The organism is Stenotrophomonas sp. Iso1, assembly GCF_027497995.1.
Taxonomy (GTDB): Bacteria; Pseudomonadota; Gammaproteobacteria; order Xanthomonadales; family Xanthomonadaceae; genus Stenotrophomonas.
This window is the reverse complement of record NZ_JAODBT010000001.1, coordinates 1,518,458-1,545,212: the sequence shown is the minus strand read 5'-3', so window position 1 is coordinate 1,545,212 and position 26,755 is coordinate 1,518,458. Positions and strand designations below refer to the sequence as shown.

Below are 26,755 nucleotides of genomic sequence, written 5' to 3'. Positions count from 1 at the left end.
CCGGGGGCCATCACTTGCTGCTACGTCCACTCAAAGCCACTCCCCTCATCACCGCGCTGGCGTTTTTCGGTGCGGGCGTGATGCCGATGTTCGTCGCGCCACTGGCGCATGCCGAAGCGCCCGCCAACACGGTGCTTCTGGAACTCAACGAACAGCGCCCCTGGAACCTGCCGACAGGCGTGGAGCGCATCGCCATCGCCGATCCATCCATCGCCGACATCACCCGCATTGGTCGCAACAACGAGGCATTGCTGGTCGGCAAATCGCCGGGCAGCACCACATTGCTGCTGTGGTTGACCAAACAAGCCACGCCAACTCGCATCCGCGTGGAAGTGCGCAACGCGATCCAGGGCGGTCTGCTCGATGGCGGTGGCAGCACGGTGACGGTGCAGGCCGGCCAGGCGCTGCTTTCGGGCAACTCCGCCTCGCTGCTGGAGCACGAAGCCAGCCGCAAGGCGGCAGCATCTGCGGTGGGTGAGAAAGCCGCGATCAACGATGTGGCCACCATCAACAACGGCGGCGTGGTGCAGGTGGAAGTGAAAGTGGTGGAGTTCAACAAAAAGGTGTTGCGGCAGATCGGCATCAACTTCAGCAACACCAATGGCGGCTTCACTTATGGCATGACCGCGCCGTCTGGCAGCAGCAATGGCGGTGCGCTGTCTTCGGCGTTCAAATTGATTGCCGAGTCCATTCCAGGCAAGTGGGATGCCAACATCGACATCCTGCAAAGCAACGGCATGGCGCGCGTACTGGCCGAACCCACACTGGTGGCCCTGTCAGGCCAGAGCGCCAGCTTCCTGGCCGGTGGCGAGCTGCCCATCCTCGAACCCCAAGGCCTGGGCACCACCACGGTGACCTTCAAGCCCTTCGGCATCGGCTTGACCGTGACGCCGACCGTACTTTCCTCCGACCGCATCTCATTGAAGGTGGCGCCGGAAGCCAGCGACCTGGATTACACCCGCGGCATCAGCTTGGACGGCACACAAATCCCTGCAATTTCCACCCGCCGTGCCGATACCACGGTTGAACTGGGCGATGGCGAGAGCTTCGTCATTGGCGGACTGGTCAGCAGCCAGTTGTCATCGGTGGTCAACAAGATTCCCTTGCTCGGCGATCTGCCGATCATCGGTTCGTTCTTCCGCAACCTTTCCTACCAACGCGAGGACAAGGAGCTGGTAATCGTGGTGACGCCACGACTGGTACGGCCGCTGGCACGCGGCAGCGATATTCCGCTGCCTGGCCAACGCGAAGCTCAACCCAACCTGCCGGTATGGGGTTCCTGGCTGCTGCACCCTGCAAGCCCGGATCAACTGCCCGGCTTCTCACGCTGAAACCCAACTTATGTCCTCGGTGATGCCCTTGCCCCTGAACCAAAGCGCGACCACCCTGCAGTTGGTGCTGTATGCGCCGGACAACCGGCACATCGCGCGCCTGGGCAGCGTGCTGGCCGGGCATGTGGAACTGCGCTGGGTAGACAGCCGCGAAGTCGCGCCCCGGCAGATGCTGGAGGGCGCAGCAGAGTCGGCTGTGATCCTGCTCGACTACTGCGGCGGCAACGCGGCCTACTCCACCGACATTGCACGTCAATTGAATGCGCAGCAGGCCTACCGGTCGTTGATCGGCATCGGCACCACCGGCCCGGAGCAGGCCACGCATCTGTTGGCGGCAGTGCGCTCGGGCGTGCGCGACTTCATCGACATCGACAACACAACCGCGCAGATGTTGGAAGTGTTCGAGCGCGTTGGCAGCGCGCCGTCGACGGCCAAACCGGTCGCCGCACCGGCTGCCGACGTCAAACCCAGCGGGCGCCTGGTGTTGTTGCTGGGCGTGCGCGCCGGCATTGGCACCAGCACCCTGGCAACACACCTGGGTGCTCTGCTGGCCGGGCAGGAGCCCGCTGCCAGCAATCACGGTCAACACCCCAGTCAATTGTTGTTGCTCGATCTTGGTCAACCGTCAGCCGATGCCGCGTTGTACCTGGGCATGGAATGCCACTTCAGCTACGAAGAAGCGCTGAGCAATGTCGAACGGCTGGATCGCACCTTCGCTGCTACCGCCTTCGCACACCATTCCAGCGGCTTGTCGCTGCTGGGCAACGCCAGCGGTACCTTGCTGAAAAAGCATGAGCCCAATGCGTTGCTGGAGCGACTGCGCAGTGTGTTCCCGACCACGCTGTGTGATGCCGGCGGGTTGCCCATCCAATTGCTGCCGACCAGCCTGCTGCACAACGCCACTGATATCTGGCTGGTCGCCGACCAGGCCATCGGTTCGTTGGTGTCGCTGGACCAGACCATGCGTGAGTTGGAACAACGCGGCCAGCGCGATGCGCGCCTGAAGCTCATCGTCAATCGCTTCGACGCCAACGGCGGACTGAGCGACATGCAGATCGCACAACGCTTCAACCTGCCGCTATTGGCCACCCTGCCCGACCGCGCCCGAGTACTCCGCTCGAATGCAGGCCTTGGCCATCTGCTCACCGAATCCGCACCGCGCGATCCCTACCTCAAAGCCCTGCTGCCGCTATTGCAGGCACTGGACAGCAAGCATGTCGCCACGCATGCATCCAGTTCACCTCTCACCCGTCTCGCCAACCTGTTGGGCAAATGACAATGGAAGACAAAGTCACTCCCCTACCTGCCCGACCGATGGTCCCGCCGCTACCAGCCGAAACGACCGTCAGCGTGCCGTTCGAGCAGACCGAACAGTTCCAAAGCGTGCTGTCCGCAGCGCATGAGTACCTGCTCAATCACGTTGAGGACCAGCGTGTCGACATCGACGCGTGGTCGCCCGAGACCACCGGAAAATATGTCCAAAGCCAGACCGCTGCGTTCGTCAAGGAATGGAAGATTCCAGTCAACGCGCAGGAGATGGAAGCCGTATCCAACGCGTTGCACAAGGAGCTGACCGGCTTCGGCCCACTGGATGACCTGCTGCATGACCCGGAGATCGAGGACATCCTCATCAACGGCTACAAGGACGTGCACATCTCCAGGGGCGGACAGCTCCGCCGGGCCACGCAGCGCTTCAGCGACGATCGCCACCTGCTGCGCATCCTGCGCCGCATCATCGCCCCGCTCGGGCGACGCCTGGACGACTCCAATCCGATGGTTGATGCGCGCCTGCCCAACGGTGGCCGGCTCAATGCCATCATCTCGCCGCTGGCGGTTGATGGCCCGATGGTGTCGATCCGCAAGTTCCGCAAAGATCCGTTCACGCCCGATGAGCTACTCGCACGCGGCGCCTTCGACAAACCGATGTACGCCCTGCTCCATGCGCTGGTGCGTGGCCGTTGCAACGTCCTCATCTCCGGCGGCACCAGCTCTGGCAAGACTTCGTTGCTGAATGCGCTGGCCACGTTTGTGCCGCACAACGAGCGCGTGATCACCGTTGAGGACACCGCCGAACTGGCCCTCAACCATCCACACGTCGTGCGCCTGGAAAGCCGCCTGGGTGGCTTCGATGGCGCCGGCGCCGTCAGTATCCGCGACCTGGTTCGCAACAGCCTGCGCATGCGGCCGGACCGCATCGTGGTCGGCGAAGTGCGTGGCGCCGAGGTGCTGGAGATGCTGCAGGCCATGAACACGGGCCATGACGGCTCCATGGCCACCATTCACGCCAACTCGCCGCGCGACTGTCTCTACCGCCTGGAAATGCTGGCCGGCTTTGCCGGCTTCAATGGCAGCGAGGAAAGCTTGCGCCGGCAGATCGCCAGCGCCATCAACTTCATCGTGCAGATATCGCGCCTGGGCAGCGGCCGCCGGGTCATCACCTCCATCACCGAGATCACCGGCGTCAGCGACAACATCATCACCAGCCAGGAGTTGTTCAAGCACGAGCCGTGGGTCGACCAGGACAGCCGTGAGCGCGACCGTTGGATCGGGCTCGGTTTTCACCCCCATTGCTACAAGCTCGAACCGTTTCGTCAGGAACTGCGTGAAGCCAACATGGGCAACTTTGCATGATGCTTCCCCTGCTACTCGGCAGTACCGCACTCCTGCTCATCGCCGTGGCGATGGGCCTGTGGTGGGGGCTTGCCACGCGCGTGCAACAGCGCGCGGCCGCCGAGCATGCAGAAACCCGTCTGTCCCACCCCGACGCGCAACGCAACGCGGACAATCCCGCCGTGCAACGCAAGCCCACGCGACGCTGGGCCGAGTTGTTGCGCCGCGCTGGCCTGCCGGAATCGCCGCGCACGCTCGTATTACTGCTCATCCCGGGAGTGCTCGCGGGTGTGGGTGCCGGCATGCGCATGAACTCGGTGGGCTTCGGCGTCTTTGTGCTCGCCTTGTACCTGCTTTGCTTGTGGTTATGGCTGTTTCGTCGCATCGAAAAAATCCAGCAACGGCTGGTGGCGCAGATGCCGGATTTCCTCGAAAACATGGTGCGCATGGCAGGCATTGGCAACAGCCTGTCGATGGCGTTCCAGAGTGCGACGCAGAATGTGGATCCCCCGCTGCGTCCCATCCTCGATTCGGCGCTCAGCAACACCCGCGCGGGCATGGATCTGGACCGCGCCCTGCAACATGCCGCGCAGGCCTACCGGTTACGCCCTCTGGAAATGCTGTCGGTGATCCTCGGCACCAGTATCCGCATTGGCGGGCGCAGCGACCAGATTCTGCAGCGCATGAGCGACTTCATGCGCGACCTGGAAGAGGTGCAACGCGAGCTGCAGGCCACCACCTCCGAGACCCGCATGTCGGCCTGGGTATTGGGTCTGCTGCCGATAGTGGCGGCCATGATGATGGCTTTGCTCAGTCCGGATTTCTTCCAACCCATGTTGCACGACCCGCTGGGCAAAAAGGTCCTGCTGATGGCAGTGGCGCTGGAAGCGGCCGGCGCGTTCCTGCTGTATCGCTTGGCCAAGTCGCTATGAGCCCTTCCACCCTGCCTTCCGCTGCATCCGGGAGCACACCATGAACCTGCTGTTGTCGCTGTCCTTGATGCTGGTAGTGTTGGCGTTGCTATTGGCCGTGGCCGGCCTGCTGTACCACGGTCGGCGCTCACAACAGGCCAGTGCCACGCTGCAGACCGCACTGGACAGCGTCAAACACATTGCACCGGAGACCACGGCACCACGCACCTGGTGGCAGCAACGGCTGGCAGATCTGTCCGCCATCGGTCAGCACTTCGACGGCAGCCGCGTACAGAAGGCATTGCTGGCACCGGAGGACCGTCTGTTGCTGGAACAAGTGGGCTGGAACCACACCACCGGCACCGCCGTGTTCCTGGCTTTGCGGATCATTCTTGCGCTGGCCCTGCCAGTACTGGGCTTGGTGCTGTTACGCCCGCAAGGTGGACAGGCATTGATCGTACTGCTGGTCGGCTTCGCTCTCGGCATCCTGCTGCCAAAACTGGTGTTGCGCACGTGGGCAGGACGCTTGCGCAAGAAAGTAGACGACGAACTGCCGCTGCTCATCGACCTGCTGCGGTTGCTGCAGGGCGTCGGTTTCAGCATCGACCAAAGCCTGCAGATGATGGGCGAAAAACTGCATATTGCCGTTCCGGTGCTGGGCAAGGAATTACAACAGGCAAACGCGGCCTACACGCGTGGACGCAGCCGCGAACAATCACTGCGGAGGCTGTCCGAATCATTCGGCAACGACGACCTGCGCAGCCTGATGCAGATGATCCTGCAGGTGCATCAACACGGTGGCGCCGTACAAGAGCCCCTCAAGCAGTTCGGCATGCGCTTGCGCGAACAACGGCGAATGAAGATGAAAGAAAAGGTGGGGAAGCTCTCGGTGAAAATGACCGTGGTGATGATGATCACGCTGCTGCCGGCATTGATGCTGGTACTCGGCGGTCCGGCGATCATTTCGCTGGTCAACGCAGTCAGGGGAATGTGATGCGCATAACCACGTACGTGTCAGTCCTGCTGCTGCCAGTACTGATTGTCGGCTGCGGCAACAACCGCGCCGCCTACAAAATCCCGCCGGTCGAACCGGCCTTGGTGGAAACACCGCAGAACGATCGCGGCATGTACCTGGACCTGATCAAACAGATGCAAACCCAGGGGGCCTACTTTGCCTCGCTGGCACATATCGATGCCTTCCGGCAGCGCTTTGGCGATATACCGGAGCTACGCATCCTGCAAGCCGATGCCCTGCGCGAAACCGGCGAGCGCAGCGCCGCCACTCAGCAATACCGCACGCTGACCAAGGGCCCCCAAGCCGCACAGGCTTGGCACGGGCTTGGACTCATCGCCGCCGCCTCCAACGATGCAGCCGGCGCGCAGCTCGCATTGCAGAACGCCGTACAGATTGATCCCCTCAACGTTGCCTACCTGGGCGACCTGGGTTTTGCGTTGCTGCAATCGGGCGATGTCGGCAAGGCCCGCGCACCACTGGCCAAGGCCGCCGAGCTGGCCCCCGGCAATGCGCGCGCGGTGTCCAATCTGGCCCTGTGGGCCTTGCTCGACGGTCGGCCCGAGATGGCCGAGGCCATGATCCAGCGCGCCAATTTGCCGCAGGCCACGCGTCAGGAAATCCTGCGTTTGGCATCAGCACTGCGCAGGCCCATGGCAATGGGGGGCGAGGCCAACAACGTACCTGCCGCGCTCGCAGCACAACAAGGTTCGCAAGCACCCGCGCTGCAACCATTGCCGCCGCGATCAATGCTGGACCGTTTCACCCCCACCACCGCCCAACCGCAGGAGACAGTGCAATGAGCAAGCGTCCCATGATCGCTTCCCTGCTGCTGGCCGGGTTACTTGCCACCGCTACCGCCAATGCCCAGCACACACCGCTGATCGAGCGCATGGCCGATGCGTCAGCAACCTCCTCGCCCACGCCACCTGCGACACCCACGGATGCAGTGTTTGCACCCGCCGCCAACACCGCTCCACTGACAAGCGCGCCATATCGCCCGCAGATCGGCGATACCACGCGCGCCTTATTGCGTATGCAGGCCGATGGCAGCAATGCCGGCAATGCACTGCCGATGCTCGGCGAAACCGCCACCCGCAGCTACCAGCGTTACCTCAACAGTTTCGATCACCCGATCCCCGAGTACTTCGAGGGCGCCCTGCCCAATTCCAAGCAAGGCGGCAGCAGCCGCTGAGGCACGCCATGAAACGCCAGTCCCTGCAGTCCGGCAACAGCCAGCGATACCCCTTTCCGCGAAGCACGGCTGCGCGTCAGCGCGGTGGCATGGCGGTGATGATGATGCTGTTGCTGCTCGGTCTGGTGGTCATCCTTGGCCTGGTGGAAGTGGGTTATCTCTACTGGGCCAAGCGCGACGTACAGAAGACCGCCGACCTGGCCGCGCTGGCCGGCGCCCAACGCCTGGAACTGTGCACCACCGACTACGCAGACAACCTCGCCGCACGCAAAAACGCGGTAGGCGACAACGCCTTTGCCGGCACACTCGAAATCCACTGCGGCTACTGGGGTGCGGAGCTGCCCAGTAACGCGCGCTTTGTCGCCATCACCGCCACGCGCCCATTGAACGCAGTGCGTGTCACCGCATCGCGTCAGTCCGTTCCGTTTTTTGGCCAGTTGGGTGCCATGCCGGTCATCAGCGCCACTGCGGTAGCCCGCCGCACCGAACCACAGGCCGCCTTCAGCGTTGGCTCGCGATTACTCAACGTCAACAGCAGCGCCCCGCTGCAGGGCTTGCTGCGGCTGGTCGGCGTTGACCTCACCCAAACCCAGATCGGCAGTTATCAAGGGCTGGCAAACGTCAAGATCACCCCGCGCGGCCTGCTGGAAGCATTGGGCATCCCGGTAGCGGTGGACATCAGTGCCGGCGAGCTCAACAGCCTGCTGGCAACCAAACAGATCAGCGTCGCCAAGTTGCTGGATGTCATGGCCGACCTCGCTGACCAACAAGGCGTGGCAAACATCAACCTGGGGCTGCTGCAACAGAAGTTGTTGGGTGTGGGCTTGAGCGATGTATTGGTGCAACTGGGCTCCACTGCCACCAGCAGCGGCTTGTTCGCAACCATTGCGGGGGGCGCCAATGCGGCCAGCGGCGCGCTGGACGTGGACCTCAACGCGCTGGACCTGCTCGGCACTAGCATTTCCATCGCCAACTCCAAACACGCTTTTGCCATTCCACAACTGGATCTGCCGCTGCTGCGGGCCAAAGCCAGCATCGTCGAGCCCGCCTCCATCGCCATAGGCCCCGTGGGCACCACGGCCTACAACAGCCAGGTGCGGTTGTTCCTCGACATCGATTCGCATTACCTGCCACTGGGACTGGGCCAGGCACTGAATTTCCTCGGTACACGCATCAAGCTGCCCACCTACATCGATGTGATCGACGGCTTTGGCCGGCTGTCGGCCATCAATTGCAGCGCGCAACCGGCCACTGCCACGGTCGACGTGGAAAGCCCCATCGCCAATGTCTGTATCGGCAAGGCGACCACGCCGTGGGATTCCACCCGCGAACTGTGCAGTACCGGTCTGGGCAACGAGCAACTGATCACCCTGCTCGGCCGCAATGTGCTCACCCACAAGATCGCCCTGCCCGCGCTGCCCAACCACGACCAACTGGTACTCAGCGAAGGCCAGACCGGCACCGTCAAACCCAACGACCTGCAGGTAGGCAAGCTGGTATCCGACTTGGTCAGCGCACTGCTGGGCACGCTGCAATCGCTGTTTGCACCGCAAGGCAGCAGCACCGATGCGGCCAAAGACCTCGCGCGTCAGTATCTGGAAAGCACCAAGGTCAACGGCTTTTATCAGCCCGACGCGGTGGTGACGGCATTGCGCGACGGCAGCGCCACGCTGCCCGCGCTGGGTAACTGGAACACGCAGATTCCCACTTGCGACTACTGGCTGCTCGGCTGCACGCCAAAGAAGGTGGACGGCAATGTGTGGGCGGGCTTTCTCTACGAAACCAACGTCAGCGACCCCAGCATCATTGGCGGCCTGCTCGATGTGCTCGGCATCACTTCATGCAAAGGCCTGCTGGCCGGGCTGCTGGCCTACAACAGCTGCGTGGAGAACGCCTTGGCCAAGTATCTGCAGACCAAACCCGGCGGCCTGAGCGGCACCGGCGGCTACAACCCGGTCACCGGCGGCGGCAGCTGTTCCAGCGTACTGTGTCTGCTACTCAAACCTGTCATCGACAACACCTTGCGGCCGCTGCTGGATGGCGTGGGCAGGTTGCTGTCGGTGATTCTGTCCGACGTGCTGGGCCTGCAACTGGGCCGCAGCGATGTGCACATGCAGTCGATCCAATGTGGCCGCAGCCAGTTGGTGGAATGAACCCGTCAACGGCCCGGCGAATCGTTGCGGCACAGCGCTTTTCACCACTGACACGCGTGCTATGCTCGGCGCCGACCCGTACGCAATCAGCATCTGCGACGGCCATCGCAATTCGGGGGAATTACGAGGATCTATGAGAAGGATCGAGAGATTGCCGGCCCGATTGGCTTGGGCATTGCTGGTTGTTGGCCTCGTGGCCGCCCCTCATGCGTTGGCTGGGCGTTGGCAGCGCGGTGAAGCCGAGCCGCCCGCCGCACCTGCCAACAGCGAGGACACCGCCGTTGGCAACACGGTTGCCGAGCTGCAGCGGCTGATGAACAACCGCGAGTTGACCGAACTGCGTACCACCTACAACGGCAACTACGGCGCAAGCCTGTTGTTTCATGCCGACTCGATGAACTACTACGTGGCGCTGTTCCACGAAAAAGAGTTCTGGCGGGTCATCCGCACCGACTCGGTAGAGAACGCGGAGACGCTGTATGTCACCTTCGCCGACCAGACCAAACAGCTGGCCCAGGTTTACCTGGACACGGTTCGACTGCAGGCCGGCAAGGCCTACAGCGAAAAGCTGGTGGCGTTGAACGAACGTCGCCTGCGCGGCCTGCAGCAGGAAGTGGAGCAGCAGCGCCAGCAGTCGATGCAGGTCAGCAACGCGCTGCAGGAGCGCAAGCAACAGGCGGTGGCATTGAGCTCGGACCTGCGCGCCACCAACTCCCAGCTCGAAACGCTGGACAAGCAGATCAAGGCACTACAGGCCCAGCAGATCAACCCGGAATTGTCGCTGCCGCCCGCACCTGCGGTTGCCCCGGCAGCTGCGGTAACACCCGTCGTGGAGCTGCCCGCACAGCACTGAGTCCCGTTGCAGTGCATACGAACAGCCCGCCCTTGGCACACGCTGTCCACGTGCACAGAAGAGCCTCACTCGAACTCATTGAGCGTATCGAGTGGGGCTTTTTTATTTCTCTCTTGGTTTCCCGGCCGCCCACGCGCCATTTGCACGCGGCGTGTTTAGCCGGATTTAGTTCAGCCAACTGAAGCAAGGCAATGTAGGCGACGAAGCGAACCACAGATTCAATCACCCCACAGACCTGCACTACGGCATCACCTACAGCGGCTGCACAATGCGTTTCAAGAATTGCATCGCCCTGCAAAACGCCACCGCCGGAGTGGTTGAGAACCCGCGCAATCGTCACCATAAAGAAAATCCCTGCCAGCCAGAATCCCGTTATGAGCGAACTCCCCCACGTTTTCGAAGCCACCACCGAGACCTTCGAGGCCGAGGTTCTGCAGAAATCCATGCAGACACCGGTGCTGGTCGACTTCTGGGCCACCTGGTGTGGGCCATGCAAGAGTCTGGGGCCGCTTCTGGAGAAGCTGGCCGGTGAGTACAACGGCGCCTTCGAATTGGCCAAGGTGGACGTGGACAAGGAGCAGCAGGTCGCTGCGGCCTTCCAGATCCGCTCGGTGCCCACGGTGTTCCTGATCAAGGACGGGCAGATCGTTGATGGCTTCCCCGGCGCCATGCCCGAAGGCCAACTGCGCGAATTCCTCACCCAGCACGGCGTGCTGCCGCTGGAGGCTGCCCCCGCCACCGCGGAGCCCGAGGCGCTGCCGCTTGACCCTCACGCCGAGGTCGCCGCGTTGCGTGAGGCCATCATTGCCGACCCCGACAAAGACGAACTCAAGCTCGACCTCGTGCTGGCCCTGCTCAAGATTGGCGCTGCCGAAGAAGCTGACCCGCTGCTCGACGCCCTGCCCGCCAACCTGGCCACTGATGATCGCGCCATACGCGCGCGTGCCCGCCTGGATTTCAGCAACGCACTGAAGGGTGCACCGGCCACCGATGTACTGGTCAATCGCATTCAGGCCGACGGCAACGACCTGGAAGCCCGTTATCAGCTCGGCATTCATCACCTGCTCGGGGGCGAGGACGAGGCTGCACTGGAGCAATTCATCGAAATGCTGCGTATCGACCGCACTTTCCGCGACAACCTGCCCAAGAAGGCGCTGATCGACGCATTCCGAGTCATCGAGGATGAAGATCTGGTCGGCCGCTACCGTCGTCGGATGTCCTCGCTACTGTTCTGAGCCGCACGCGTTCAGGCAGGCGAAACTCCGCCTGCCTGATAATGCAGCGCTGGATCAGTTTTGATCGCGCCGCAGCGGTATTGCGGTATCCGGGGGGATGGAGATGCACGGCTTGGAAACCGGGCTCCGGGGGCCCGTACCTGAGGACGAGATTTCCGTGACCTTGCAGAATCCGCAATTCCTGCACCATTTTTTCAAGGTGCTGCTTGCCAGCCTTTTGCTGTTCAACGCCCCGTCCGTCGGTGCGCAGGACTGGAGCTATCGCATCCGTCCCGGCGACAACCTGTGGGACTTGGGCGCCCGCTATCTCAAGCCCACTGTGCCTTGGCAACAGCTGAAACAGCACAACGCCGTCTCCGATCCTTATCGTCTGCCGCCCGGCCAAACGCTGCGTTTTCCGATTGCGTGGTTGCGGGTTGAACCGGCTCCAGCACGCGTCGTGGCAGTGCGCGGCCCCGTGCAGGTGACCGGTGCGGGGATCGGCTCACAACCCGTTCGCGAAGGCATGCTGCTGCCCATCGGCAGTGAAGTACAGACTGGCGCCGACGCCAGCCTCACGCTGAAATTTGCCGATGACTCGCACTTGCTGCTGCGCGAAAACGCGCAACTCCAACTGGACCAGCTCAGCAGTTACGGCAGCACCGGCATGGTCGATACGCGCATCCGGCTGCAACGCGGGCGCAGCAGCAGCCGGGTAACGCCGGCACGCGGTCCGGCCTCGCGTTACATGATCACGGCCCCTACCGCGACCAGCAGCGTGCGCGGCACGGTATTCCGGGTGAGTGCTGGCGACGCGGGCGCCGCGGCCTCTACTGAGGTGGTGGAAGGCCGCGTGCAAGTGAGCAACCACCTAGGCCAACGGCTGGTTGAACCTGGTTACGCCGCCATCAGCGCTTCGAGCAGTGCTGCCCCGGCACCTGTACACGCGATGCTGCCCGCCCCGCACATCGAGCCGTCCCAGCTGCGGCTGGCGCCCCTGCCATTGCTGGCAGCCTGGCAACCCGTGGCCGGCGCCGTCGGCTATCGCGTCGAGGTAGTACAGGCCGATGCACCCGAAGTGCTCCTGTTCGCCCGCGACCTTGCCGAACCCAGAGTGCAGATCGACAACCTGCCCCCAGGCCAGCTGCGGCTACTGGTGCGTGCAGTCAGCGCCGAGGGAGTAGAAGGTCTCGACGCCGGACACGCCTTTACCGTCCCCGATGGTCTGCCAGCGCCGCTGACACTAGCGCCGCTGCATGGCCAGACCGTGCACCAGCCGCAGCCCCGTTTTGAATGGGCGGTGGTGCCCGGTGCAACCAGCACTTCATTGCAGATCGCCCGCGAGCCGCTGTTCCTGCAGCCGGTGCTGGAACAAGAAACGCGCGGCAACCGCGTTCGCGCGCCGTCCGCGCTTGAGCCGGGCGACTACTTTTGGCGAGTTGCCTCGCTGGATGCACAAGGCCAGCGCGGTCGTTACGGACAAGCGCTGCCACTGCAGATCAGCGATGCCCCACAAGACCCGCAGCTGCAGTCGGACAAGAGCCAGAAGGGTCAATTCACCCTTCGCTGGCAAGCGGGGCAAGAGGGCCAGCGCTACCGCGTGCAGATCGACCGCCACCCGGATTTCTCCCGGCCGCTGCTCGACCGCGAAGTGGAGAGCCCCGAGGTCTCACTGAAACAACCCTGGCGTGGCGGCAACCTGTACGTGCGGGTGCAAACCCTTGATGACGATGGCTACGCGGGCCCGTTCTCACCGGCGCAACAGATCCACCTGCCGTGCAAGCTCTGCTACGGCGCAGGCGCCGGTGCTTTGCTGCTGTTGCTTGCCCTATGAGAACGTTGCGGCTCCGCTGGCATCAACAACTGCTGCTGGTGGCTTTGATGGGTGCGTTGGCCGGCTGGATCAGTCACACCAACGTGTTCTGGCAGCAGGATGAAGTTGCCTACGACCACCTGGTCAGCAACTGGAACTACGAGGCCGATCCAAGCCTGTTGATCGTCGCCATTGATGACCACAGCCTGCAGCAACTCGGGCAATGGCCTTGGCCGCGCAGCACGCATGCACGCCTGCTCGACCGCCTGCAGCAAGCTGGCGCCGAGCGTATCGCACTGGATTTGTTGTTCATCGAGCCCGACCGCAAGGACCGCGAACAAGACACGCTGCTGGCCGACGCGATCAAGCGCAGCGGCAACGTGCTGCTGCCGGTGTTGGCCGTCGCGCCCAGCGACGAGGCAGTTCCCGAAGAGCTGATGCCAGTCCCGGTGATCGCTTCAGCCGCCGCACTGCTGGCGCACACCGACATCGAGATCGAAGGCGACGGCGTCGCACGTGGCCTGTACCTCAAGGCCGGCATCGGCTCGGCCTATTGGCCAGCACTCGGCATGGCCTTGGCCGGTCACGTTGATCCGGTGCCGGGGTTGCCCAGCCCACAGGACATGGCCCTCTCGCCCTACCAGTGGCACCGCGACCACTACGTTCGCCTGCGTTACGCCGGCCCACCGGGCACATTTCCGCAAGTGTCCTACAGTGATGTGCTGGAAGGACGCATCGCGCCTGGCCTGCTGCATGGGCGGCGGGTGATCGTGGGCATGACCGCCAGCGGCGTGGCCCCCCGCCTGCTCACACCTACCTCGCATGAGCGATGGATGAGCGGCAGCGAGTACCAAGCCAATGTCGCCTCCATGCTGCTCGCGCACCACGCCATCCTGCCGTTGATGCCGCCGGCGCAGATATTCTTTGTGGCCCTGCTGGTGATGCTGTGCGCCTTGGCCACCAACAGTTCGCTACCGCCGTGGCTGGTGGCCGTAGTGGCAATACCGGCACCGGTGTTGCTCAGTTTCATCCTGTTGCGCGCCTTCAACCTGTGGTTCGCACCCGTGGCGGCGGTGGCCTGCAGCATTGCTCTGCTCCTGGCCTGGGGCCTATGGCGTATCCGCTATTGGCGCCACCAAGCCAACCGCGACCCTCTGACTGGCCTTGCCAACCGCATGCGTTTTGAAGAAACACTGCAGCTGGAAACCGATGCCGCGCGCCGCAGTGGCCGTCCGTTGAGCTTGCTGCTGGTCGATGTGGACTACTTCAAGTCCTACAACGACACCTACGGCCACTACGTGGGCGACCGCGTTCTGCGGCAAGTCGCCGACACCATCGACGACCTCGCTCGCCGCCCACGCGACCTTGCCGCACGTTTCGGCGGCGATGAATTCGCAGTGATCCTGCCCGACACCCCGCAAGCCGGTGCGGTGCAGCTGATCGAAACCCTGCTTGCACGCACACGCCAGCAGGGCATCACCGTAGACAAGGGCCAGTTGGCGCAGGTCAGCCTGACCATTGGTGTCTATACGGTGGTGCCGACCGCGCAGAACACACCCGCGCACTTGTTCGAGGCAGCCGACGCCGCGCTGTATCGCGCCAAGGAAGCTGGCCGTGACACCTACAGCGCCGACCCCCCTATAGCCTGAATCCGACAAACCATACGCATGCGAATGCTAGACTGGCCACCCTCAGTCCACCCCATCCTGCGATGAAAGCCAGCCTGTTTCGTTTCGGCATCAACCTGTGGCCGCCATTTCTGTTCGCCGGCATCCATGTCACCCAGATCAGCGCCGATTACCGCCATGTACGGGTCGAGCTGCGCCAGCGGCCGTGGAACGTGAACTACGTGGGCACCCACTTTGGCGGCAGCCTGTTCGCGATGACCGACCCGTTCTGGATGCTGTGCCTGCTGCAGAACATGGGCAGCCGTTACTTCGTGTGGGACCGCGCCGGCGCGATTGAATTTCTCAAGCCCGGCCGGGGCGTGGTCTGGACCGAGTTCAAGCTCGACGACGCCATCCTGGACGAGGTCAAAGCCGCCACCGCCAGCGGCGAAAAATACCTGCACTGGTTCGACAACGACATCATCGATGCACAAGGTGAAGTGGTCGCACGGGTACGCAAGCAGGTGTACGTGCGGCTCAAGCCCGACGCCCGCAGCCCGGGCTGATCAATGCATGGTCGCGGTGCCCGGCAAAGGCACCGCAAAGGCAACACCGTTGTCCTTGCCGTAATACGAGGTGACTTCCAGGCTGGTGCCATCACTGCTCAGCAGCAGCGGCCGCGCTCCCTCACGCAACCGCGCCGGCATCTGCGCCAACCCGGCTTTTGCATCGGCCTGCGGGTTCGCGCGCAACCATAACAACGCTTCGGCCAGTCGCAGGCGCGCGCCAGCGTCCTGCAAGGACAAACCATGCTTATCGAATGCCGGCCCGGAGATGCGTGCGACGATGCAGCCCAGCGCATTGGCGGCACACTCCAAGCGCCGAGGGCTGCTTGATGCAACCGGCCATTGCGCCGGGATATCCGCCGCCAAAGCTTCCATCGTGCGCTGGCTGCAGGCGCCGGCCATCGATAGTGCAAGCAGGCCTTCGGTTTTCTGCTTGTCCAGCGCCAGCCAGGCAAACCCACTCGGCGTGGTCTCAATGCTGCCACTGACCATCGCAAACTCACCCTGCATCGCCGGGCACAGGCTCAGTGCCTGCGGTACCGGCGCAACGAACACGCCGTCGCATGTTGCCGGCAGCGGATGCTCCACCGGCAATTCGGCCAGCACTGACGCCAGCAAGCGGACATTCCCGCCGATCATGGCCGCACCGATGTTGGCCGGCACCAATCCGTCGCTGTGCGACATCAGTACTTTCGCGGTGCGTACATCGCTGCAGATGCCTGCCAGCGCCTCATCGCTGCGACCCTGTACATGGGCAAGCGCATGGGCCGATAGCGAGCGCTGCAGCAGATTGAAGCTCGGAATAGGCAGGCGCGCATCGGCACTGAAACGATTGCGGTAATGGCTGTCACCAGACAATGCGTCGATCCGTTTCAGCAAGCCGCGTTGCGCTACAAGTGCCGCTTCTACTGCATCAGGATCGACGCGCACCTGGGCCAGGCAACCAGCCTCCCGCCAGCGGCAGGGCAAGGTCACCTCAGCCACCTGTGGGTAACGACCCTGCGCAACGCTGGCGATATCTACCGGCGTCATCGGCGCATCGTCAGGCCGTTCAGCCAGACGCTGCATTCGCGTGCCGTCTTCAGCAACGATCCCCTCGCGCTCGGCGTCGGGCACACCGTCAAACCCGAGCAGCCAGATACCGTCGAACGCGTTGCCACCCGACGGTAACCCGGCAGGCACTGGCCGCAGCAGCGCCAAGGCGTCCCGTTGCGCCTTGGGCATCGGCATCAGCCGCGACACCAGCCAAACCCCGACCACCACCAGCCCCACCGCCGCCAAGACCCGAACGCTCCAGCGCAGTACGTTCAACACAATGTTCTCCCCTTGCACTCATCCCTGAACCGAGCCGAGCTTATCGGCCGGTGCCGTACCGTTACAATCAGCGCATGTCACCCGATGCCGTGCCCCCCTCCCCCCGCCCCTCCCTGCAACGTCTTTTCCTGACCGGCCTGCTCACGCTGCTGCCGATCTGGCTGACCTGGGTGGTCGTCAAATTCGTGTTCGTACTGCTCTCGGGCATCAGCAGCCCGCTTGTGGTCCCGCTGTCCGAGCGCATTGCTGCCTCGTTCCCGCACTACCTGGGCTGGATCAAGGTGGAATGGATGCAGGACCTCACCGGCTTGCTGGCTACCGTGCTGGTGATCCTGGTCGTTGGCATCCTCAGCCGTCGGGTGATCGGCCAGCGTCTGTTGCGCTGGTTTGGTGCGGTAATCCGCCGCATCCCATTGGCCAGCATCATCTACGACAGCGCCAAGAAGCTGCTGGACATCCTGCAGACCCAGCCCGGCAGCACCCAACGTGTCGTACTGATTGACTTCCCGCACCGCGACATGAAGTCGGTAGGCCTGGTCACCCGCGTCATCCGCGAAACCGGCACTGGCCGCGAGCTGGCCGCCGTCTATGTGCCGACCACGCCCAACCCCACCTCCGGTTACCTGGAGATCGTGCCGGTGGAACTGCTGACCCCCACCGACTGGACGGTAGATCAGGCGATGAGCTTCATCATCTCCGGCGGCGCGGTCGCCCCGGAAACAGTGCCGTTCACCCGCGCCGGAGACCGTTGAGGACACGAGTGAGTGAATGGGAGTGAGAAATGCGAGGCGGCAACATCGGCTTGCCGCATATAAACGGGGAACCAACAGCCTCGCTCGATCGCACCTCTCACTCCCATTCACTCACTCCCGCCGTATAGCCGTAGCCGTCGATATCGGGCAAGCTCCCGGGCCAGTGTGTTTTCGGAACAACCGATGCCTTCCAGCCCGCTTCGCTTTCTTGCGCTCGCAATCGCTTCAATCATGACTCTGTCCGCCACGGCTCCTGCCGAGGCTGCCAAGAAAAAGAGCCAGCGCCCGACTGCGTCGCAGAGCCGCGCCGCCAAACCCAGGCCACGCACCGCACCGCGCCCGGCGCCCCGCCGCGCGACGCCGGCACCGCTGCCGGTCCGTCAGGACAAGGCCAGCCAGCTGAACCGCATCTACGATGAATACTGGGATGCCTCAATGCGGTTGAACCCGCTGCAGGCCACGTTCCAGGGCGACACCCGTTTCAATGACCAACTTCCGAACTTCCTGTCGCCGGCCTCGCGCCAGCAGTCCCACGACTTCATGGTGGAGTGGCTGGGCAAGGTGGAAAAGCTCGGCGCTGACGGCCTGCAGGGCCAGGACCTCCTCAGCTACGAAATCTTCCTGCGCGATGCGCATGTGTCACTGGCCGGCGAGCAATACCCGACCTGGATGATGCCGATCAACCAGTACTACAACCTGTCCAGCATCATCGCGGTGTTGGGCTCCGGTGCGGGTGCGCAGCCGTTTCGCACGGTCAAGGACTACGAAAACTGGTCGCGGCGTTCGCTTGGCATCCCGAGCCTGTTCGACCAGGCCATCGTCAACATGCGCGAAGGCATGACCGCTGGCGTAGTGCAGCCGCGCACGCTGATGGAAAAGGTGCTGCCGCAGCTGGATGCGGTGATCAAACCGACCGCCGAGGAAAGCCTGTTCTGGGGCCCCATCCGCAATCTGCCCGAAGACTTCTCCGCCGAAGACAAGGCGCGGCTGACCGCCGAATACAAGCGCATGATCGAATACCGGATCATGCCGGCCTACCGTTCGCTGCGGGGCTTCATCGCCACCGAATACATGCCGGCCACACGCCGCACCGATGGCATGGGCGCACTGCCCAATGGCCAGGCTTGGTATGCCTACAACGTGGCCAGCAGCACCACCCCGGCACGCACGCCGGCGGAGATCCATGCCCTCGGCGAGCAGGAGGTAAAGGACCTGCAGGCGCGCATCACCACCGTGATGAAAGACGCCAAGATCCGCGGCTCGATGCAGAAGAATTTCAACGCGATGCGCAGCGATCGCCAGTTCGTGTTCAAGGACGCCAATGCATTGCTGGCCCGCTACAGCGAAACCGGCCAGCGCGTGGAAGCCGTATTGCCGCGCATGTTCAACCAACGGCCGAAGGCCGCATTGGAAATCAAACCGGTGGAACCGGAGCGCGCACTCACCGCCAGCGCTGCCAGCTACCAGCCCGGCAGTGGCGACGGCCAGCAACCGGGCGTGCTGTACGTCAACACCGGCGACCTGCCCTCGCGCAAACGCTGGTCGGTAACGCTGCAGTACCTGCATGAAGGCATCCCCGGCCATCACTTCCAACTGGGCGCACAGCAGGAACTGGCCGGCTTGCCACGTTTCCGCCGTCTCGGTGGCGATGTCGCCTATGTCGAAGGCTGGGGCCTGTATGCCGAATCACTCGGCGAAGAACTCGGCCTCTACAACGACCCCTACGACCACCTGGGCTACCTGCAGACCACGTTGCTGCGCACCGTGCGGCTGGTCGCCGACACCGGCTTGAATGCCGCCGGCTGGAACCGCCAACAGGCCATCGACTACATGGTCGACAACGCCGACATCTCTGCCGCCGATGCCGCCTCCGAAGTGGAGCGTTTCATGGCGCTGCCGGGTCAGACGCTGGCCCTGCGCGTCGGCGAAATCAAGATCCAGATGTTGCGTGACAAGGCCAAAGCCGCACTGGGCGAGCGCTTCGACGTGCGTGAGTTCCACCACGAGATATTGAAGGATGGCTCGATGCCGCTGGATATTCTGGAAACCAAGATCGACCGCTGGATCGCCAGCAAACAATCCTGACAACCAACCCTGGAGCTGCCATGTACCGGTGGATGTACCGACTCGCCCCGCTGTGCCTGTTCGCGTTCTCCACTGCCATGGCGGCCCCCGTCGTGACGCCACCCGACCCGGGCATTGATGCGCTGATGCAGCGCTATGACGGCCAAGTGCCAGGCGCTTCGGTGCTGGTGCTCAAGGACGGTCAACCCGCGTTCCGTCGCAGCTATGGGCTGGCGGTATTCGAAGACCGCACCGCCGTCACGCCGGCCAGCAACTTCCGGCTCGCCTCGGTGAGCAAGCAGTTCACTGCCGCCGCGATTCTGCTGCTGGCCGAGGACGGCAAACTCTCCATCGACGATCCACTGAAAAAGTGGCTGCCCAGCCTGCCCGCCGTGGCCGACAGCATGACCCTGCGGCAATTGCTCAGCCACACCAGCGGCCTGATCGATTACGAAGACCTGATGAACCCGGCCGACACTCGGCAGGTGCATGACATCGACGTATTGCAGCTGCTGGAAAAAGAGAACCGCACTTACTTCACTCCCGGCAGCGATTACCGCTACAGCAATGGCGGTTACGCGCTGCTGGCCTTGGTAGTGGGCAAGGCGTCCGGCAGCGATTTCGCCAGTTTTCTGCGCCAGCGCATCTTCCTGCCGCTGGGCATGACCAACAGCTACGCGCACCAGGAGGGTATCGATGACGTGCCCAACCGTGCCTACGGCTACAGCGAAATCGATGGCCGCTGGCAGCGCACCGACCAGAGCACCACGAGCGCGGTACTTGGCGATGGCGGCATTTATTCCTCCATTGACGACCTCGCCAAGTGGGATGCAGCGTTATACGACGAACGTCTGCTGAGCCGTCGTTCGCTGCAACTGGCCTTCAGCCCGGCGACCAAAACCAACGAGCCGGATGTGCCGCATTACGGCTTCGGTTGGCGCATCAACGGTGATGCGCTGTGGCACAGCGGGGAGAGCATTGGCTTCCGCAACGTGATCGTGCGTTATCCCAAGCAGAAGCTGACGGTGATCGTGCTGACCAATCGCAATGCGCCGGAACCGTATTCACTGGCAATCGACATCGCCCGTCGCTGGTTGGACGCGGCGCAATGAAGCTGTTGGCAGGCATCCATCATGTCGCGGTGATCGTCTCTGACTACCCGCGCTCGCGTGATTTCTATACGCGCATCCTGGGGTTGGATGTGATTGCGGAGAACTTCCGCACCGAACGCAACTCGTGGAAGCTGGACCTGCGCCTGCCCGATGGCAGCCAGCTGGAAATATTTTCCTTCCCCAACCCACCATTGCGCCCAAGCCGACCCGAAGCCTGCGGGCTGCGCCATCTGGCGTTCCGCGTGGACTCACTGGACGCAGTCGTTGCCCACCTGCAGCGCGAAGGCGTGGACTGCGAGCCGATTCGCTTGGATGAATTTACGGACCGACGTTTCACCTTCTTCGCCGACCCGGATGACCTGCCGCTGGAGTTGTACGAGGGCGATTGAAGCTTTGGCTTTGGCTTTGGCTTTGGTCTTTGGTCTTTGGTCTTTGGTCTTTGGGCTTTGGGCTTTGGCTTTGGCTTTGGTCTTTGGCTTTTGATTTAGCCCCTCTCCCGCCTGCGGGAGAGGGGTTGGGGTGAGGGCAGCCTTAGCTTTTGGCACTGGCTTCTGCTTTTTCTTCAACAGACAACCGCTAAAGCAGCAACAGTCCCCTCATCCGCCCTTCGGGCACCTCGCTCCGCGCCCCGGCCTCGCACAGCGTGCGAGGCGTTCGGCCATGCACGAGCCAGTGGCTCGTAAACCGCATGCCCTCACCCCGTGCGGGAGAAGAGAGTACGTTGGTCCACGTGCGCTTGGCCGCCCTCGTACTCCTCGTACCAGCCAATCACCGCCCCACTACCCGTCACATATTCCCCACCCGCACGTCCTATGACCTAGTGACTTCCGGCGCATTGCCCGTCCCGGGCTCGGCCTGAATGATGCTTCCATCATCCAAGGGGATTTTTGTCCATGCTGCAGATCCGTGGTTTGTCGAAAACCTACGCCAATGGCGTGCACGCACTGAAGAATGTCGATCTGGACATCCCTCGCGGCATGTTTGGCCTGCTCGGCCCCAACGGCGCCGGCAAATCATCGCTGATGCGCACGCTGGCCACACTGCAGGAAGCCGATTCCGGCAGTGCGGTGCTGACCACTGCCGATGGCGCCAGCATCGACATCCTCCGCGACAAGGACGCGCTGCGTCGCAAGCTGGGCTACCTACCGCAGGATTTTGGTGTGTACCCGAAGGTGAGCGCGCTGGACCTGCTGGACCATTTTGCCGTGCTCAAGGGCCTGACCGCGCGCAAGCAGCGCAAGGAAGTCGTCGAAGGCCTGCTGCAACAGGTGAATCTGTGGGACGCGCGCAAGCGCAAGCTCGGCACCTATTCCGGTGGCATGCGCCAGCGTTTCGGCATTGCCCAGGCGCTGCTCGGCAACCCGCAGCTGGTGATCGTGGACGAACCCACCGCCGGCCTCGATCCGGAAGAGCGCAACCGCTTCCTCAACCTCCTGGCCGAAATCGGTGAGAACGTGGCGGTGATCCTGTCCACGCACATCGTCGAGGACGTGACTGACCTGTGCCCAAGCATGGCCATCATGAACAAGGGGCAGGTGCTGCTGACCGGCCGCCCGGCCGATGCCATCGCCGCATTGCAAGCCCAGGTCTGGCGCAAGCAGGTCACCAAGGCCGCGCTGCCAGAATACGAATCGCGCTTCACCGTATTGTCCACGCGCCTGATGGGCGGGCACCCGGTGATCCATGTCTTCAGCCAGTCGTGTCCGGAACAAGGCTTCGAGCCGGTGGAACCGGGCCTGGAAGATGTCTACTTCCAGCGCCTGCGCCTGCAAGCGCAAGCGGCCTGACGGAGACAACCCATGACCTTCGCCTTCCTGCGCTTCGAGCTGCGCGAGCAGCTCCGTTCTCCCCTGCTGTGGCTGCTGGCGGTGCTGTTCGCCCTGCTCGCCTTCGGTGCGGCCTCCAGTGATGCCGTCCAGATCGGTGGCAGCATCGGCAATGTGCATCGCAATGCACCGTCGGTGGTTGCCACCTTCATGACCTCCTTCACCCTGCTCGGGCTGTTGGTGGTGACGCTGTTCGTCAGCAATGCGTTGCTGCGAGATTTCGAATTGGGCACGGCCGAGCTGGTGTTCTCCAGCCCGATCAAACGCCGCGACTATCTGTTGGGCCGCCTCGGTGCAGCGCTGCTCGCCAGCCTGCTGATGTACGTGATCATCGCGACCGGCCTGTTCATCGCCCAGTTCATGCCGTGGATCGATGCCGCCCGCCTCGGCCCGGTGTCGCTGCAGCCGTATCTGTGGTCATTCGTGTTCATGGTGCTGCCGAACGTGCTGTTCACCACCGCATTGTTGGCGGTGCTGGCGGTGACCACCCGCAGCATCCTGTGGGTGTACATCGGCGTCATCGTGTTCTTCGTGTTGTATGGGGTCAGCCGCGCGATCCTGGCCGACATCGACAATCTGCGTCTTTCCTCGCTGCTGGATCCACTCGGCATGCGTGCGATGTCGCAGGCGATGCGTTATTGGTCGGCCGAGGAACGCAATACGGGCCTGCCCGCCTTCACCGGCTATCTGCTGGAAAACCGTGTGTTGTGGCTGGCGATAACCGGCGCATTGTTCGCTGCCACCTTCGCATTGTTCCGTACCGAACGCAGCGGCACCGGCCGCAAGCGCGGCAAGAAGGTTGTCACGGTCGCCACCACCGACGGCAAGCGCTCCAGCGTTGTAGCGCCCAAGGTAACGCCGGTCTTCAACATCGCCACGGGCTGGAAGCAGCTGCTGCGCCAGGTCGGTTTCGACGCGATGGGCGTGTTCCGCAGTGCGCCGTTCCTGGTGCTGTTGGTGCTGGGCATGGCCAACTTCATCCCAAGTGCGCTGTTCCGCAAGACCATGTACGGCACCCCCAGCTGGCCGGTGACCTCGCAGATGCTGGAAGCACTGCAGAACAGCTACAGCTTCCTACTGATCATCATCGTGCTGTTCTACGCCGGTGAGCTGGTGTGGCGTGAACGGGGAGCGCGCATTGCGGGCATCAGTGATGCGATGCCAGTACCCAACTGGGTACCCTTGCTAGGCAAGTTCCTCACCCTGGTGGCCGTGGTCGGTGCGTTCCAGGCAGTAGGTGGGATAACCGCCATCATCATCCAGTTGAGCAAGGGCTATACGCAGATCGAGCCACTGCTGTACCTGAAAACGCTGTCACTGGATTCGGTGGTCTACCTCCTGATGGGCGGCATGGCGCTGGTGCTGCAGGTGCTGAGCAACAACAAGTTCCTCGGCTACGCGCTGCTGATCCTGATGCTGATCGGGCAATCGGTGCTGGGCATGCTCGACTACACCCAGAACCTGTACAACTTCGGCAGCTGGCCGATCGCTCCGTATTCGGACATGAATGGTTATGGCCATTTCCTGAGCGGCCAACTCGCTTTCCAGGGCTACTGGGCGCTGTTCCTGCTGGTGTTGCTGCTGCTCTGCGCCGCCCTGTGGGTGCGCGGTGTGGATTCGGGTTGGCGTCAACGGCTGCGGCTGGCCCGTCAGCGGCTGAGTGGCAAACTCGGCGCCGCATTGGCGGTCTCGCTGGTTGCCTTCGTGGCTTGCGCTGGTTGGTTGTACTGGAGCACCAACATCCGCAACGAGTTCGTCTCGCCGGATCAGATGCTCGACCGGCAAGCCCGCTACGAGCGCGAGTACCGCAAGTACAAGGATCTCCCGCAGCCGCGCATCGTCGCCATCGACAACAACGTCGACCTGCATCCGGACACCCAGTCGGTGCGCGTCGATGGCCGCTACCGCGTACGCAATACCCACGTAACGGCGATCCCGACCATCCACGTGGCGATGGGCGACGACCCCACGCTGACGGCCATCGACATGGGCGGCGCCAAGCTGACCACGCACGATGAAGAACTGGGCTACCGCATCTACACGCTGGACAAGCCGTTGCAGCCCGGCGAAGAACGCGACATCACCTTCACCGTGGACGTTCATCCCAACGGCATCACCGCCGACCAGGCGCAAAGCCAGATCGTCGACAACGGCAGCTTCTTCAACAGCCGCCTGCTACCGGCGTTCGGCTATGACACCGGCGTGGAAATCAGCGACCGCAACGAGCGCCGCAAACGTGACCTCGGCGAACCCACACGCATGCCCAAGCTGGAGGACGAAGCAGCACGCGCCAACACCTACATCTCCAACGATTCGGACTGGTTGGATTTCCGCACCACCATCTGCACCGCACCGGACCAGATCGCCTTGGCACCGGGTTACCTGCAGAAGGAGTTTGAACGTGACGGTCGCCGCTGTTTCAGCTACGCGATGGACCGCCCGATGCTCAACTTCTACGCCTACCTATCGGCACGTTGGGAGGTGAAGAAGGCCATGTACAAAGACATCCCGATCGAGATCTATTACGACCCCAAGCATCCGTACAACGTGGACCGGATGATCGAAGGTGTACAGAAATCATTGGCGTACTACGAAGCCAACTTCAGCCCGTATCAGCATCGCCAGGTGCGGATCATCGAGTTCCCGGGCTATCAATCATTCGCACAGAGTTTTGCCAATACGATCCCGTACTCGGAGTCGATCGGCTTCATCGCTGACTTGCGTGACAAGAACGACATCGACTACGTGTTCTATGTCACCGCACACGAAATTGCACACCAATGGTGGGCGCATCAAGTCATCGGCGCCAACGTGCAGGGTGCAACCGTGCTGTCCGAATCGCTGTCGCAGTACTCGGCATTGATGGTGATGGAGAAGGAATATGGCCGCACGCACATGCGGCAGTTCCTCAAGGACGAGCTCGACAGCTATCTGTCTGGGCGCGGCGGCGAAGACGTGGAAGAGCTACCGCTGTACCGCGTCGAAAATCAGCAGTACATCCATTACCGCAAGGGTTCGGTGGTGTTCTACCGCCTGCGCGAGGAAATGGGCGAGGAAGCACTGAACCGCGCATTGAGCCGTTTCATCCAGGCAAAGGCGTTCCAGCAACCGCCATACACCACGTCGGCTGAGCTGCTGGAATTCATTCGCGCCGAAGCCAAGCCCGAGCAGCAGGCATTGATCACCGACCTGTTCGAGAAGATCAGCTTCTACGACAACCGCGTGGTCGACGCGACAGCCAAGAAGCGCAGCGATGGGCGCTACGACGTCACCCTGAAACTGCACGCCGACAAGCGTTATGCCGACGGCGTGGGCAAGGAAACGCCCGGCACGCTGGACGACTGGATCGAAGTGGGCGTGTTCGCCAGCGGCGCGTCGGGCAAGGAACGTGATGAAAAGGTGCTGTACCTGCAGCGCCACCACATCACGGGAACCTCGCCGACCATCACGGTGACCGTCGACCAGATTCCCAGCGAGGCGGGTTTCGACCCGTACAACAAGTTGATCGACCGGGTATCTGCTGACAACCGCAAGCGCGTGACGCTGCAGTAAGCCCCGTCGAAGCGCTTGCTCAAAGCAATGGATGAAAGCGCTTGCTCAAATAAGCTACTGAAAGCGCTTGCTCAAAGCCCCTCTCCCGCAGGCGGGAGAGGGGTTGGGGTGAGGGCCGCTCTGTATCGCACTTCTGTTTTTCCAGCGACTGTTTTCCCAGCGACCGCGACAAAGATGCAGCACCCAAAGCTCCCTCATCCGCCCCTTCGGGGCACCTTCTCTTGCCCATGCCAGCAGGGAGCACTCGGGGATGGCCGCACTCTCCAGATCAGGATCGCTTCAATCTGCTGCACCGCGGATTCCGTACGGCGTCGAATGGGGTTACATTCGGCACCGTACCGGCGCCGCCGATTGCTAAAACACACCCTGGGAGGGGATTCATGCGCACCACGATCAAAACCCTGTTGCTGGCCCTGCCGCTGATGGCTGCCGGCTTCTCCGCCAGCGCCTCGGACAGTGCCGCTGGCCGCTGGAAAACCATTGATGACGAAACCGGGCGGGTGAAGTCCATCGTCGAAATCGCCCAAGCCGCCAACGGCAACCTGAGCGGCAAGGTCCTGCAGGTGCTGCAGTCGGCCCAGGGCCCGCACCCGGTCTGCGACAAGTGCGACGGCGCCAACAAGGGCAAGCCCATCGAGGGCATGACCATCCTCTGGAACCTGCGCCCGGACGGCACCAACAAGTGGGCCAACGGCACCATCCTGGATCCGGCAAAAGGCAAGACCTACAGCTCCAAGATCGCCCTGGTCGAGAACGGCAACAAGCTGGAAGTCTCTGGCTGCATCGCCTTCATTTGCCGCACGCAGACCTGGCTGCGCGACCAATAACAAAGACGCGGGCTCCGCTTGAGCCCCTCTCCCGCAAGCGGGA

Annotated in this window: 21 protein-coding genes; 20 read left to right on the top strand and 1 reads right to left on the bottom strand. The window is 62.8% G+C overall.

What is annotated here, in order from left to right; all coding sequences use genetic code 11:
- Positions 1–80: 80 nt before the first annotated feature.
- The 13 genes from PAN08_RS06685 to PAN08_RS06625 all read left to right on the top strand — a co-directional run bounded on the left by PAN08_RS06685 (position 81) and on the right by PAN08_RS06625 (position 15,265).
- Positions 81–1,331, top strand: coding sequence for a type II and III secretion system protein family protein (locus PAN08_RS06685; RefSeq protein WP_269791193.1), 1,251 nt, complete (start codon positions 81–83; stop codon positions 1,329–1,331).
- A 28-nt stretch (positions 1,332–1,359) separates the two neighbouring features.
- A complete protein-coding gene (locus PAN08_RS06680) occupies positions 1,360–2,607 on the top strand; it encodes a fimbrial protein (RefSeq protein ID WP_269790685.1) in 1,248 nt (415 codons plus the stop codon).
- A gap of 2 nt (positions 2,608–2,609) precedes the next feature.
- The gene (locus tag PAN08_RS06675; protein ID WP_269790684.1) at positions 2,610–3,962 is read left to right on the top strand and encodes a CpaF family protein; all 1,353 of its coding nucleotides are present in this window, start codon (positions 2,610–2,612) and stop codon (positions 3,960–3,962) included.
- Complete coding sequence (locus PAN08_RS06670; protein ID WP_269790683.1) at positions 3,959–4,873, top strand: type II secretion system F family protein; 915 nt, start codon at positions 3,959–3,961, stop codon at positions 4,871–4,873. The genes PAN08_RS06675 and PAN08_RS06670 overlap by 4 nt, the downstream gene beginning before the upstream one ends.
- 40 nt (positions 4,874–4,913) lie before the next feature.
- A complete protein-coding gene (locus PAN08_RS06665) occupies positions 4,914–5,846 on the top strand; it encodes a type II secretion system F family protein (RefSeq protein WP_269790682.1) in 933 nt (310 codons plus the stop codon).
- A complete protein-coding gene (locus PAN08_RS06660; RefSeq protein ID WP_269790681.1) occupies positions 5,846–6,667 on the top strand; it encodes a Flp pilus assembly protein TadD in 822 nt (273 codons plus the stop codon). The genes PAN08_RS06665 and PAN08_RS06660 overlap by 1 nt, the downstream gene beginning before the upstream one ends.
- A complete protein-coding gene (locus PAN08_RS06655; RefSeq protein ID WP_269790680.1) occupies positions 6,664–7,059 on the top strand; it encodes a DUF3613 domain-containing protein in 396 nt (131 codons plus the stop codon). The genes PAN08_RS06660 and PAN08_RS06655 overlap by 4 nt, the downstream gene beginning before the upstream one ends.
- Positions 7,060–7,067: 8 nt before the next feature.
- The gene (locus PAN08_RS06650; protein ID WP_269790679.1) at positions 7,068–9,212 is read left to right on the top strand and encodes a TadG family pilus assembly protein; all 2,145 of its coding nucleotides are present in this window, start codon (positions 7,068–7,070) and stop codon (positions 9,210–9,212) included.
- Between the two features lie 151 nt (positions 9,213–9,363).
- Entirely contained in the window at positions 9,364–10,065 is a 702-nt protein-coding gene (locus PAN08_RS06645) for a DUF2968 domain-containing protein (protein ID WP_269790678.1), read from the top strand.
- A 374-nt stretch (positions 10,066–10,439) separates the two neighbouring features.
- On the top strand, positions 10,440–11,300 hold the full coding sequence (gene trxA / locus PAN08_RS06640) for a thioredoxin (protein ID WP_269790677.1): 861 nt from the start codon (positions 10,440–10,442) through the stop codon (positions 11,298–11,300).
- Between the two features lie 157 nt (positions 11,301–11,457).
- Positions 11,458–13,113, top strand: a complete 1,656-nt coding sequence (locus PAN08_RS06635) for a FecR domain-containing protein (RefSeq protein ID WP_269790676.1) — start codon at positions 11,458–11,460, stop codon at positions 13,111–13,113.
- A complete protein-coding gene (locus tag PAN08_RS06630; protein WP_269790675.1) occupies positions 13,110–14,741 on the top strand; it encodes a CHASE2 domain-containing protein in 1,632 nt (543 codons plus the stop codon). The genes PAN08_RS06635 and PAN08_RS06630 overlap by 4 nt, the downstream gene beginning before the upstream one ends.
- Positions 14,742–14,803: 62 nt before the next feature.
- Entirely contained in the window at positions 14,804–15,265 is a 462-nt protein-coding gene (locus PAN08_RS06625; RefSeq protein WP_269790674.1) for a DUF4442 domain-containing protein, read from the top strand.
- On the opposite strand, the gene PAN08_RS06620 is transcribed toward PAN08_RS06625, so the two are convergent.
- Positions 15,266–16,576: a hypothetical protein gene (locus PAN08_RS06620; protein ID WP_269790673.1), complete on the bottom strand. Its 1,311-nt coding sequence runs from the start codon at positions 16,574–16,576 to the stop codon at positions 15,266–15,268.
- A 77-nt stretch (positions 16,577–16,653) separates the two neighbouring features.
- Between PAN08_RS06620 and PAN08_RS06615 the strand changes: the two genes are divergently transcribed.
- The 7 genes from PAN08_RS06615 (at position 16,654) to PAN08_RS06585 (ending at position 26,712) form a co-directional block, all read left to right on the top strand.
- The gene (locus PAN08_RS06615) at positions 16,654–17,331 is read left to right on the top strand and encodes a DUF502 domain-containing protein (protein ID WP_269790672.1); all 678 of its coding nucleotides are present in this window, start codon (positions 16,654–16,656) and stop codon (positions 17,329–17,331) included.
- 183 nt (positions 17,332–17,514) lie between these two features.
- On the top strand, positions 17,515–19,416 hold the full coding sequence (locus PAN08_RS06610) for a DUF885 family protein (RefSeq protein ID WP_269790671.1): 1,902 nt from the start codon (positions 17,515–17,517) through the stop codon (positions 19,414–19,416).
- Between the two features lie 32 nt (positions 19,417–19,448).
- On the top strand, positions 19,449–20,507 hold the full coding sequence (locus PAN08_RS06605) for a serine hydrolase domain-containing protein (RefSeq protein WP_269790670.1): 1,059 nt from the start codon (positions 19,449–19,451) through the stop codon (positions 20,505–20,507).
- Positions 20,504–20,896 (top strand): VOC family protein, encoded by a 393-nt coding sequence (locus tag PAN08_RS06600; RefSeq protein WP_269790669.1) that lies wholly within the window; start codon positions 20,504–20,506, stop codon positions 20,894–20,896. Before PAN08_RS06605 ends, PAN08_RS06600 begins: the two co-directional genes overlap by 4 nt.
- A gap of 504 nt (positions 20,897–21,400) precedes the next feature.
- Complete coding sequence (locus tag PAN08_RS06595; protein WP_269790668.1) at positions 21,401–22,294, top strand: ABC transporter ATP-binding protein; 894 nt, start codon at positions 21,401–21,403, stop codon at positions 22,292–22,294.
- Between the two features lie 12 nt (positions 22,295–22,306).
- Positions 22,307–25,885, top strand: coding sequence for a M1 family aminopeptidase (locus PAN08_RS06590; protein WP_269790667.1), 3,579 nt, complete (start codon positions 22,307–22,309; stop codon positions 25,883–25,885).
- A 380-nt stretch (positions 25,886–26,265) separates the two neighbouring features.
- Positions 26,266–26,712, top strand: coding sequence for a DUF2147 domain-containing protein (locus PAN08_RS06585; RefSeq protein WP_269790666.1), 447 nt, complete (start codon positions 26,266–26,268; stop codon positions 26,710–26,712).
- Positions 26,713–26,755 lie beyond the last annotated feature (43 nt).